Annotated in this window: 8 protein-coding genes; 7 read left to right on the plus strand and 1 reads right to left on the minus strand. The window is 68.7% G+C overall.

All coding sequences use genetic code 11. From position 1 onward, the window contains the following. Positions 1–10: 10 nt before the first annotated feature. Complete coding sequence (locus tag WS45_RS06510) at positions 11–5095, plus strand: trifunctional serine/threonine-protein kinase/ATP-binding protein/sensor histidine kinase (RefSeq protein WP_059698907.1); 5085 nt, start codon at positions 11–13, stop codon at positions 5093–5095. Positions 5096–5133: 38 nt separating this feature from the next. On the opposite strand, the gene WS45_RS06515 is transcribed toward WS45_RS06510, so the two are convergent. After that, the gene (locus WS45_RS06515) at positions 5134–6399 is read right to left on the minus strand and encodes an NAD(P)/FAD-dependent oxidoreductase (protein ID WP_059698908.1); all 1266 of its coding nucleotides are present in this window, start codon (positions 6397–6399) and stop codon (positions 5134–5136) included. A 205-nt stretch (positions 6400–6604) separates the two neighbouring features. Between WS45_RS06515 and WS45_RS06520 the strand changes: the two genes are divergently transcribed. From WS45_RS06520 to WS45_RS06545, 6 genes are all read left to right on the plus strand, one after another. Beyond that, complete coding sequence (locus WS45_RS06520) at positions 6605–6877, plus strand: ubiquitin carboxyl-terminal hydrolase 14 (protein WP_059698910.1); 273 nt, start codon at positions 6605–6607, stop codon at positions 6875–6877. A gap of 134 nt (positions 6878–7011) precedes the next feature. Further along, positions 7012–7494 carry a VOC family protein gene (locus WS45_RS06525; RefSeq protein WP_059698913.1) on the plus strand — a complete coding sequence of 161 codons (483 nt, stop codon included), beginning with the start codon at positions 7012–7014 and terminating at the stop codon, positions 7492–7494. A 1-nt stretch (position 7495) separates the two neighbouring features. After that, positions 7496–8722 carry an FAD binding domain-containing protein gene (locus WS45_RS06530; protein ID WP_059698915.1) on the plus strand — a complete coding sequence of 409 codons (1227 nt, stop codon included), beginning with the start codon at positions 7496–7498 and terminating at the stop codon, positions 8720–8722. A 90-nt stretch (positions 8723–8812) separates the two neighbouring features. Beyond that, positions 8813–9172: a DUF485 domain-containing protein gene (locus tag WS45_RS06535; RefSeq protein WP_059698917.1), complete on the plus strand. Its 360-nt coding sequence runs from the start codon at positions 8813–8815 to the stop codon at positions 9170–9172. Beyond that, on the plus strand, positions 9169–10848 hold the full coding sequence (actP, locus tag WS45_RS06540; RefSeq protein WP_059698920.1) for a cation/acetate symporter ActP: 1680 nt from the start codon (positions 9169–9171) through the stop codon (positions 10846–10848). Before WS45_RS06535 ends, actP begins: the two co-directional genes overlap by 4 nt. Further along, complete coding sequence (locus tag WS45_RS06545; protein WP_082721861.1) at positions 10845–11990, plus strand: amidohydrolase family protein; 1146 nt, start codon at positions 10845–10847, stop codon at positions 11988–11990. Before actP ends, WS45_RS06545 begins: the two co-directional genes overlap by 4 nt. The last annotated feature ends 160 nt before the right edge of the window (positions 11991–12150 follow it).

A 12150-nucleotide genomic window follows, 5' to 3' on the forward strand; every position in this document is an offset into this window, starting at 1 on the left:
CTTGAATCGAATGGATGCCGACTGGCTCGCGCGCGCCCGCCTGTCGAACGTGGTGCGCTCGGGCGACGTCCTGACGTTCGACCTGACCGACGCCGCAACGGGGGATGTGTGGTCGGCATGCCAGACCGGCTGGGTATCCGATCAGCGCTGCCGGCAGTTCGAGCAGGAGTACGCATTGGCCGGGCTCCTGGACCCGGCGCGGGCGCTCACGCCGACGGCGCTGATCCGCGCGGCCGACGGCCCGGTGCTCGTCTATCCGCGCCTGGACGTGCGTGCGTTCGACACGCTGACGGACGGGCAACTGCCGCTCGACGTCTTCCTCGAAACCGCGATCGGCGCCGCACGCGCGCTCGGCGAACTGCATCGGCACGGCTGGCTGCACGGCGATCTCCAGCCGGCCAGTTTCGTCGTCGCACCGGACGGCACGGTCATGCTCCGCGCGTTCGCTCATGCCCGGGAGCGCGGCACGAAAAAAGCGGCGGCGGGCACGATGCGCACGGATTTCGCCGCATACGCGGCGCCGGAAGTCTCGGAAGGCGCATCCGTCGACGAGCGTGCCGACCTGTACGCGTTCGGCATCACGCTGTTCCGCCTGCTGACCGGCGCGATGCCTTACAAGGCCGCGTCGACGTCCGATTGGGTCCACGCGCACGTCGCGATACAGCCGTCGCCGCCCGCGGCGTTTCGCGGCGACGTGCCCGCCATCCTGAACGATCTGATCCTGAAGCTGATCGCCAAGGAGCCCGCCGATCGCTACCCGTCCTGTGAAACGGTGCAGCACGATCTCGAGCGGATCCTGCACGACTGGCGGGCAGCGGGCCGCGTCGAGCCCTTCGCGCTCGGCGGCCGCGATCCGTTCGCGGGTCTGCACGCGCCCGACCTGCCGGTCGGCCGCGACGCTGAAATTCACCTGCTCGAGGGGAGTCTGGACGCCGTCATGCGCACCGGCGAGACGGCCGTCGTCCTGATCGACGGGCCGGCCGGCGTCGGCAAGACCGCGCTCGCCGAACACTTCATCCGCCACGCGCGCGCGGCATCCGGCACGGCCTGGTGCACGTCGGCCAAGATCGATCAGTTCCAGCCCGCGCGGCCGTATGCGCCCGTGCTGCAGGCGTTGCGCGCACTGTTCGGCAGCGCGCTGGCCAGGCGCGACGACGAAATCGCGGTGATCGCCGCGCGGCTGCGCGACCGCGTGGGCCGTCAGGCCAGCGTCCTTTCCGCGATCTTTCCGGAAACCGCGTGGCTCCTCGATGTCGAGCCCGTCGCGTTCGACCACACCGATGCGATTCCGGCATTTCATCTCTGCCGGATCGTCGTGAATGCATTCCGCGCGTTCGCGGCGCCGGCCGAACCGCTCGTCATGACGCTGGACGACATCCAGTGGGCCGATGACGCGACGCTCGCTTTTCTCGCTTCCATCGTGCTCGATCCGCCGGCGCATTTCTGCATCGTCGCCGGTTACCGGAGCGGGCCGCAGCACGACTACCCGCCGGCGTTCCGTCGCTTCCTTCAGCAGATCGATCGCGGCCGCCTGTCGTCGTTGACGCTCGCGCCGCTCGGCGCGCCCGACGTCACGCGCATGCTGTCCGGCATGCTCGGGGAAGCGCCGGACCGTTTGGCCGGGCTCGGCGACATCGTGCATCGCAGGACGGGCGGCAATCCCTTCCACATCCAGCAGCTGCTGCGCACGCTGATCGACGAGCAACTGCTCGGCTACGATCCGGTGCGGCGAACGTGGCAATGGAACGCGGGCGAAATCGACGCGCACCACCAGACCGAGAATGTCGTAAGCCTGCTCGCGATCCGGATGCAGCGCTTGCCGCATGAATCGAGAACGCTGCTGGCGCTGATGGCCTGTATCGGCATCGACACCGACGAAGCGCTGTTGCGCGCCGCCGCCGGCAAAACGCTGGCCGAACTCCGCTTCTGGCTGGACCCGGCGCGCCAGATGGGCCTCGTGTCGCTCTCCGGCGACCGCTGGCGCTTCACGCACGACCGCATCCTCGAGGCCGTCTACGCGCTCACGGGGAGCCCGGTGCGCGCGCTGCGCCACGCCCGGATCGCCGCCGCGATGCTGGCACGCGCGAACGCGCCGTCGCCCGAATCCTTGCTGGCGCTCGCTGCCCAGATCGAACTGGCGAAGGACGTGCCGCTCGACGACGCGCTCGCGCTCAAGTTCGCGGGCGCGCTGACCGACGCCGCGGCGGCCGCCGCCACGGCCGCCGCGCGCGATCGCGCGTTGTCGTTTCTGGCGCTGGCGCAATCGTTGCTCGGCCCGCATGCGTGGTCGCGACACTACGGTCTCGCAAGCCGGATCGGCATACTCCGTAGCGGCCTGCTGCTCGCGATCGGCGAAACCGCGCAGGCGTCCGACGCGATCGACATGCTGATGGCGCGGACGCGCACGCCCGCCGACCGGGCCGAGGCGCATCGGCTGAAGGCCGCGCAGCTCACGGTCGAGTCGCATTACCGGCAAGCCATCGACGTCGCGCTGGCCGGGCTGGCGCTCCTCGGCGTCGAGCTGCCCGCCGAGCCGGCCGAGGCCGATCTCGCGGCGGCCTGCGAGGCCGTGCACACGGCGCTCGACGGCCGCGCCATCGCCGATCTGATCGACCTGCCCGTGATGACCGACACGCGCGTCGAAGCCGCGATGGCGCTGCTGACCGCGCTCGAAGCCGCGATGTTCTATCCGAGCGGCGGGCTGATGCTGCTGCATTTCGCGACGATGGTGCGGCTGACGCTGCACCACGGTGTCACCGCCGCGTCGGTGCAGGGGCTCGCGTGGTATGGCGTCAGCATCGCCGAGCATCACGACGCGTATGAAGACGGCTTCGAATTCGCCAAGGTCGCGCTCGCGCTGGTCGATCGCCACGGCTTCGAGCGCTATCGCTCCGCCACGCTGATCGCGCTCGACCAGGTGAGCGTCTGGACGCAGCCGCTGTCCTACGCACTCGAACGCGCACGCGATGCGAAAGCGGCGGGCAATGCGAGCGCCGAGCTGCGCTGGATGTGCTACAGCTGCAATCACATCGTCAGCGATCTGCTGTCGATGGGTGAAGCGCTGCCCACGATCCGCGACGAAATCGACCCGCTACTGGAAATCGCGCGCGGCACGCACTACGACGACATCGTCGACCTCGTCTCCACCCAATCGGAATTCATCGACGCGCTGCAGTTCGGCCAAGACCGGCGGATCGGCACGTGGCGGGCCCGCGCGTCGACCCGGACCCCGATGTCGGTCCTGGCGTTCTGGACCGACGTGCTCGTCGGCCAGGCGGCGTTCATCTTCGGCGATGCGGCGACGGCGCGCGCATCGCTTGAGGCGGCCGCATCGAGTGCGTGGTCGACGCCCGCGCACATCATGCTTGCCGATTTCCACCTGTTCAGCGTGCTGGCCGGCATCGCGGCCGACGACGGCGCAACGCCGCCCGATCGCCTGCTCGAGCGCTTCGCGCCGCAGCGCGCCAGGTTCGCGGCGTGGAGCGAGCGAAATCCGGGTACGTTTCTCAACAAGCTTGCGCTGATCGACGCCGAATTCGCGCGCGTGCGCGGCGAGCAAGTCATCGCAATGCAGCAGTACGAAACATCGGCCGGCCTCGCGGCGGAACGCGGTTTCGTGCACGAACAGGCGCTCGCGCACGAACGGGCCGCGGAGCATGCCGCGTCGCTCGGGCTCGCCGGCCACGCCCGCCATCAGTTGCGGCTCGCCCATGCGTGCTACCGGCGCTGGGGCGCGACCGGCAAGACCCTGGCGATGGAGGCGCAGCATCCGTTCCTCGTGATGGATCCGTCGCCGGGCGGCCCGGCCGCGCCCGCGTGCGAGGATCTCGATTTCGCGCTCGCGATGCGCGTGGCCCACTCGCTGTCCGAGGAAATCGTGCTGGAGCGCCTGATCCAGACGCTGATGCGCAACATGCTCGTGTACGCCGGCGCACGCCATGGCCTGCTGCTGCTCGCGCGGCGCGACCGGCTGACCATCGAGGCGGTGGCGCGCATCGCGGGCAGCGACGTGATCGTCGACATCGCCCGCGGCGAACCGACCGAACAGGACGTGCCGCTGTCGATCCTGAACACCGTCGCGCGGACCCGCAAGCCGATCGTGCTCGCGAATGCGCAGCGCGACGGCGTTCCCGATCACGTCGACAGCCTGCGCGCGCACCCGACGCGCTCGTTGTTCTGCCTGCCGTTATTGAAACAGGGCGCGCTGATCGGCGTGCTGTATCTCGAGAATGCACTGAGCAACGGCGTGTTCTCGCCGCGGCGCATCGCGATGCTGGAAGTGCTCGCCCCGCAGGCGGCCAACGCGCTCGAATCCGCGCGGCTCTACGCGGAACTGATCGACGAGAACGTTCGCCGGGTCAAGACCGAGGCCGAGCTGCGGCACGCGCGCACCGAACTCGCGCGCACCGCGCACATGACGGTGATGGGCGAACTGGCCGCATCGATCGCGCACGAGATCAATCAGCCGCTGACGAGCATCGTGTCGAGCGTCGGCGCGTGCCTGCGCTGGTTGCGCGGCCCGCAACCCGATCTCGGCGAGGCGCTCGCGAGTCTCGAGGACATCCGTGCGTCCGGCGTGCGTGCGGCCGACATCGTCCGCGCGTTGCGATCGCTCGCGCGCCAGGCGCCGCCCGCGCTTGCGCCCGTCGCGATCGACGACCTGATTCGCGACATGCTGCGTCTCACCGAGACGGAAATCGACGCGAAGCATGTGGTGCTGCGCGTCGACCTGCACTGCGACGGCGTGCACGCGATGGCCGACCGCACCCAGATCCAGCAGGTGATCCTGAACCTCGTCACCAATGCACTCGACGCGATGGACGGACTCATCGCGCCGCGCGAACTCGAAATCACATCGCAGGTCGGCGACGGCCACGCGGTCGTCTGCATCGCCGATCGCGGCGCCGGCATCGACGCGGACATCGCGAACCAGATCTTCGACCCGTTCTTCACGACGAAATCGCACGGCATGGGGATGGGCCTCGCGATCTGCCGCTCGATCATCGAAGCGCATGGCGGCACGCTCGAGGCCGCGCCACGCGACGGGCACGGTACCGTCATGACGTTCCGGCTGCCGGTGTCGACGCCTGGCTGATATCGGCGTCGAATGCATGGGCACCGCGCGGTTCAGGTTCAGCGCTGGCGGTGCGCGTCCTCGCTCAGGAATCGATGGACGAAGGTCACGGCCATCGCCCCCTCGCCGACCGCCGACGCCACCCGCTTGACCGAACCCGACCGGACGTCGCCCGCCGCGAACGAACCCGGTACGCTCGTTTCCAGAAAGTACGGCCGGCGCTCGAGCGGCCACACGCGCTCGAATGCCGGACAGTCGTAAAGATCGCTGCCGGTGACCAGATAGCCGCCCTCGTTGCGGATGATGTTCGTATCCCGTGCCCATTCGGTGTTCGGCGCACCGCCGATGCAGACGAACAGGTGCGTGGCCGGCAGCACTTCACGCGCGCCGTCTTCCGTGCGCAGCACGATCGCCTCGAGCCGATCGTCGCCCTGCAGCGCGTCGACGGTCGTGCCGTAGCGGACGGTCACGTTCGGCATGCGCTCGATCCGGTCGATCAGATAGCGCGACAGCGTCGCCGCGAGCGACGCACCGCGGACGATCATCGTGACTTCGCGTGCGTGCCGTGCGAAGTTCATCACGGCCTGGCCGGCCGAATTTCCGCCGCCGACGATGAACACGTGCCTGCCTTCGCACATCGATGCTTCGCTCGATCCCGCGCCGTAGAACAGGCCTGCGTTGAGAAACCGCTGTTCGTCCGGCAAACCGAGGCTGCGGTACTCGATGCCGGTCGCACAGATATTCGCGCGCGCGGTCAGGATCGAGCCATCGGCCAGGTCGACGCGAATCTTGCCGTCGACGAACGTCGCATGCACGCCCTCGCGCATCATCAGCAGCTCGACGCCGAACTTGACCGCCTGCTGGCGCGCACGCTCGGTCAGTTCGGCGCCCGGTATGCCGTCCGGGAAGCCCATGTAGTTCTCGATCAGCGAACTGGTCCCCGCCTGTCCGCCGACCGCATCGCGCTCGATCACGACGGCCCGCAGCCCTTCCGACGCCGCATAGACGGCGGCCGACAAGCCCGCCGGGCCGGCGCCGTAGATCGACACGTCGTACTCGACGAAGCGCGGCCGGGCGACCCAGCCGAGCTTGGCGGCGATCTCCGGCAGCGTCGGCTGGTAGAGGCACGTGCCGTCCGGAAAGACGACGGCCGGCAGCCGGATGTCGCGCAGCGGCGCGATGCCCAGCTCGCGCATGCAGTCGGTGTCGGACGTCAGTTCGCACCACGCGTACTCGACCACGCCGCGCTTCAGGAAGTCGCGAATTGCATAGGCCTCCTTGCTGTTCGGCAAACCGATGACCTTGACCTGCTGAGACTGCGTCATGAAACCTCCCGGTGACCGCGGTGCCGCATTTCCTGTCGGCCGCACTTGCGACTGTACGTCGTCATCGCCTTCACGCCGCCGCGCTTCATAAGAATTAAGGTCCGCTCGCACCGCGACCGTCCACAATGAAGCCTGTCCACCTCCGCTCGCAGCTTCGCGCCGGCCGCGCCGCGAGCGCTCTGCGGCGCCGGCATCGGAGCGAAAGATGGCCACGACCTGCACTCACCTCAGCGAAGCACGCGTGCTGAACACCGACAAGGACTACTGCGAGGAATGCGTGAAATCCGGCAGCCGGTGGGTACATCTGCGCCTGTGCCTGAGCTGCGGGCAGGTCGGTTGTTGCGACTCGTCGCCGAATCGCCATGCGAGCCGGCATTTCCACGAAACCGGCCATCCGCTCGCCCGTTCGATCGAGCCGGGCGAGCGCTGGGTGTGGTGCTACGCGGACGACGTCATGGCCGGCGAGATCGCGTCGTAACGCATCGCGCGCCGGCATCCGGCACCTTTTCCGACCGCGGGTAAACACCGCTCGATCGCGGCTTTGTCCTGCCGATCTTTTCCACTAGAATTTATCGAACGATAACTTATCGCCCGATAAACACGAGGTGTTCCATGCCTGTATCCAGACTCGCGCACTACTCGATCCGCACGCTCGATCTCGAAAAATCGTGCCGGTTCTATGAACGCGTGCTCGGCTTCAAACGCGGCTATCGCCCGCCGTTCGACTTTCCGGGCGCGTGGCTCTACAAGGGCGGCGACGAAGCCGACTACGGAATCGTTCACATCATCGGCGTCGATCCGGCCAACCCGGACGGGCTCGCGGCCTATCTCGGCGACAAGGCGCTGCCGGCCACCGGCACGGGCACCGTCGACCACATCGCGTTCCTCGCGACCGGCGTCGAGGCGACGTGGCATACGCTGCGCGCCGAGAACATCCCGTGGCGCGACCGCACGGTGCCGAGCCTCGGGCTGCACCAGGTCTTCATCGAGGATCCGTCCGGCGTGACGATCGAACTCAACTTCCCTGCCGCCGAGGTCGAGGGCCTGGCGCTTCCCGACGCGGCCGCAGCGGCGCGCGCATCCATCGGAGACTGACATGAACGACGTCACTTCAACCCACCGCAAGGCCGTCATCGTCGGCGGCTCGCTGGGCGGCCTGTTCGCCGCGAACCTCCTGCTGCGCAACGGCTGGGACGTGGACGTGTACGAGCGGGTTCCCGAGGCGCTGTCGGGCCGCGGCGCCGGCATCGTCACCCATCCGGAACTGTTCGACGTGATGCGCGCCGCGGGCGTGCGCATCGACGAATCGATCGGCGTCAAGGTCGAGTCGCGCATCACGCTGTCGCAGGACGGCGCCGTGGCGTCGGCGCGCCGGCTGCCGCAGACGCTCACCGCGTGGAGCAAGATGTATCACGTGCTGCGCGCGGCGCTGCCCGATCAGCACTATCACCCGGGCGCCGTCGTGACCGACGTCTCGGACGGCCCGGCGCACGCGGCCGTCACGCTGTCCGACGGCTCGGTCGTGCACGCCGACCTCGTCGTCGCGGCCGACGGATTCCGCTCCGCGATTCGCGAACGGCTCGTGCCGGACGCACGGCTTCAATACGCGGGCTACGTCGCGTGGCGCGGGCTGGTCGACGAAGCCGCGCTGTCGGACGCGACCCACGCGACCCTGTTCGACAAGTTCGCATTCGGCCTGCCGCCGCGCGAACAGATCCTCGGCTATCCGGTCGCCGGCCAGGGCAACAGCACGCTGCCCGGCGAGCGCCGCTACAACTTCGTCTGGTATCGCGCGACGCGCGAGGACACCGACCTCTCGAACCTGCTGACCGACGAGACCGGCAAGCTGTGGGCGGGCGGCATTCCGCCGACGCTGATCCGGCGCAACGTCCTCGCCGATCTCGAGGACGCGGCCCACGCACTGCTCGCGCCGCAGTTCGCGGAAGTCGTGTCGCGCGCGACGCAGCCGCTGTTCCAGCCGATCTACGACCTCGAAGTGCCACGCATGGCGTTCGGCCGGATCGTGCTGCTCGGCGATGCCGCGTTCGTCGCGCGGCCGCATTGCGGAATGGGCGTCACGAAGGCCGCCGGCGATGCGCTCGCGCTCGTCGCGTCACTCGCCACGCGCGCCGACACGCTCGACGCATTGAGCGAATACAGCGAAACGCGCACGGCGTTCGGCGTCGCGATCGTGCAGCACGCGCGCCATCTCGGCGCCTACATGCAGGCGCAACTGAAAAACGACACCGAGCGCGAAATGGCCGAGCGCTATCGAACGCCGGAAGTCGTGATGCGGGAAACCGCCGTGCCGCCGCACGTCTGAGCCCGGCAACGGCGGGCACCGCACACAACACGCACGACACGCGCGACGCCCGCACCGCCGCCACGACATTCGACCCATCGAGGAGACACCGTGAACCACACGCTTCCGGCCACCGCCGGCACCGCGCCCGATCCGGACTCGCCGGCGCAGGCCCCGCATCCGCTGCTGCGCGATGCCCGTTTTCGCACGCTCGTCAGGCGCAGAAGGCTGCTCGCCTGGTCGCTGACGCTCGTCATGCTCGCCCTCTATTTCGCGTTCATTTTGACGCTGGCGTTTTCGCCAACGCTGCTCGGCCAGCCAATCGTGCCGGGCCGGCCGACGCCTTGGGGCATCCCGGTCGGCTTCGGCATGTTCGTCGTCACGTTCGCGCTGGTCGCGCTGTACGTGTTCCAGGCCAACTCGGTCCACGACGCGCTCGTCGCGTCCATTCGCGACGGAGACGCACAATGAAACGCCTGCTCCTCGCATCGATCGCCGCCGTCGGCACGGCGCCGGCGTTCGCGGCCGGCCCCGCGGCGCTCGCGCACGGTCACAACCCGGTCGCGATCGGCATGTTCCTGCTGTTCGTCGCGTCGACACTCGTCATCACGCGCTGGGCCGCGCGCAAGAACCACAGCGTGGCCGACCACTACGCGGCCGGCGGCCGGATCACCGCGCTGCAGAACGGCTGGGCGATCGCCGGCGACTACATGTCGGCGGCGTCGCTGCTCGGCATCTCCGCGCTGGTGTTCACGAGCGGCTACGACGGCCTGATCTATTCGGTCGGCTTTCTCGCGAGCTGGCCGATCATCCTGTTCCTGATCGCCGAGCCGCTGCGCAATCTCGGCAAGTACACGCTCGCCGACGTCGTGTCCTATCGCCTGCGGCAACGGCCGATCCGCGCCTTCGCTGCGTCGAGCTCGATCGTCATCGTGCTGCTGTATCTGGTGTCGCAGATGGTCGGCGCGGGCAAGCTGGTCGAGCTGCTGTTCGGTCTCGACTACACGGTCGCGGTGCTGGTCGTCGGCGTGCTGATGGTCGTCTACGTCTTCTTCGGCGGGATGCTCGCGACCACCTGGATCCAGATCGTCAAGGCCGTGCTGCTGCTCGCCGGCGCGGCGTTCATGGCGTTCATGGTGCTCGGCCGTTTCGGCTTCAGTCTCGACGCGCTGTTCGCGCAGGCCGTGAGCGTGCATCCCAAGCATGCGGCGATCCTGCGTCCGGGCGGCCTGGTCTCCGATCCGGTCTCGGCCGTGTCGCTCGGCCTCGCGCTGATCTTCGGCACGGCGGGCCTGCCGCACATTCTGATGCGCTTCTTCACGGTCGGCGACGTCAAGGCGGCCCGCAAGAGCATCCTGCATGCAACCGGCATCGTCGGCATCGGCTACATGCTGATCGTGATCATCGGCTTCGGCACCATCGCGCTGGTCGCGCCGGACCGGCAGTACCACGATGCGTCCGGCGCCGTGACGGGCGGCGCCAACATGGTGGCGATCCATCTCGCGCATGCGGTCGGCGGCAACGTGTTCCTCGGCTTCATCTGCGCGGTCGCGTTCTCGACCATCCTGGCCGTGGTCGCCGGACTCACGCTCGCGGGTTCATCGGCGATCTCGCACGACCTCTACGCGAACGTGCTGCGCCGCGGGCGCGCGTCCGACCGCGAGGAAATGCGCGTGGCGCGCGCGACGACCGTGGTGCTCGGCGTGCTCGCGATCCTGCTCGGCATCGCGTTCGAGAAGCAGAACATCGCGTTCATCGTCAGCCTCACGTTCTCGATCGCGGCGAGCTCGAACTTCCCGGTGCTGCTGCTCTCGATCTACTGGCGCGGGCTGACGACGCGCGGCGCGGTACTGGGCGGCCTGCTCGGACTCGCCACCGCCGTCGCGCTCACGGTGCTGAGCCCGACCGTGTGGGTGACGGTGCTCGGTCATGCGCATGCGGTCTATCCGTACGAATACCCGGCACTGTTCTCGATGGCGGCGGCGTTCGCCGGCGTCGTCCTGTTCTCCGTCACCGATCGCTCGGCCCGTGCGCGACATGAGCGCGCGCAGTTCGACACCCAGCTCGTCGCGTGCGAAACGGGCATCACAACGGGCATCACGCAACGCGGCGGAGCCGCACGATTCGAGGAGTCGATATCCGCATGAGACACGCCACGTTGACCTGCACCTGCTGCCCGTCGCCGGTCCGGCGACGCCTGCTCGGCGCGTTTGCCGCGCTCGCCGGCACGGCCGTGGCCGGCCGTTCGGCATCGGCCGCCGAAACCGCGAACGCCCCGGCCGCCTCGACCGCCCCGTCGCTGCCGAGGCCGCGCGCGATCGACATCCACGCGCACTACTACCCCGAAAGCTTTTGCGATCTGGTCGGCGGCGAGGGCAAGCGCTTCGGCGGGTCGTTCACGTGCGACGACGCATCGTTCACGTTCCGCACGCCCGCCGGCGGCCTCGGGCCGCTGCCGATGAAGTTCATCGACGTCGACGCGCGGCTCAGGGACATGGATGCGTCCGGCGTCGACGTTCAGGCGCTGTCGCTCAGCGTGCCGATGGCGTATTGGGGCGACCGGCCGTTCAATGCGAAGCTCGCGCGCGACTGGAATTCGGCCGCGTCGCGCGTCTATCAGCGGCATCCGGCACGATTCGTCGTGCTCGCGACGCTGCCGATGCTGAACGCGACCGACGCGATCGACGAACTCGAACGCGCTGCGCAGCTGCCCGGCGTGCGCGGCGTGTACATGGGCACCAACATCGACAACCGCGATCTCGACGATCCGTTGTTCGCGCCGGTCTTCGCGCGCATCGCGCAACTGAACCTGCCTGTGTTCCTGCATCCGCAGCAAACGGTCGGCGGCGCGCGGCTCGGCGATTTCTACCTGAGCAACCTGCTCGGCAATCCGTTCGATACGGCGATCGCGGCCGCGCACCTGATCCTCGGCGGCGTGCTCGATCGTCATCCGGACCTGCACTTCACGTTGCCGCATGCGGGCGGTGCGTTGCCGATCGTCGCGGGACGCCTCGACGCGGGCTGGACCGTGCGCCCCGAAACGCGCCGGCTCGCGCAGAAGCCGAGCAGCTATCTGCGGCGCTTCAGCTACGACACGGTGTCCCATTCCGGGCCCGTGCTGGACTTCCTGATCGCGAACGTCGGCGTCGACCGGCTCGTGCTCGGCAGCGACTACTGCTTCGACATGGGCTACGAACAGCCCGTCCGCTTTCTCGATCGCGTCGACCTGACGGCGGAACAGCGTTCGATGATCCTCGGCGGCAATGCGGGCAGGCTGCTGCGCATCTAGCGCGCGGGCCGGCCGGCGAAAACGCATGCGACCGGCCGCGCCTGCACGGTCGGCGCAGCCCGCCGACGCACATGGCATCATCCGGCGAACCGTCGGCACCACGCGCGTCGGCACGCGGGCGGGCAAGCGGCCGACGATGCCGTCTTTCGAACATGGAGTC

The organism is Burkholderia sp. RF2-non_BP3 (assembly GCF_001522185.1).
Lineage (GTDB): Bacteria > Pseudomonadota > Gammaproteobacteria > Burkholderiales > Burkholderiaceae > Burkholderia > Burkholderia diffusa.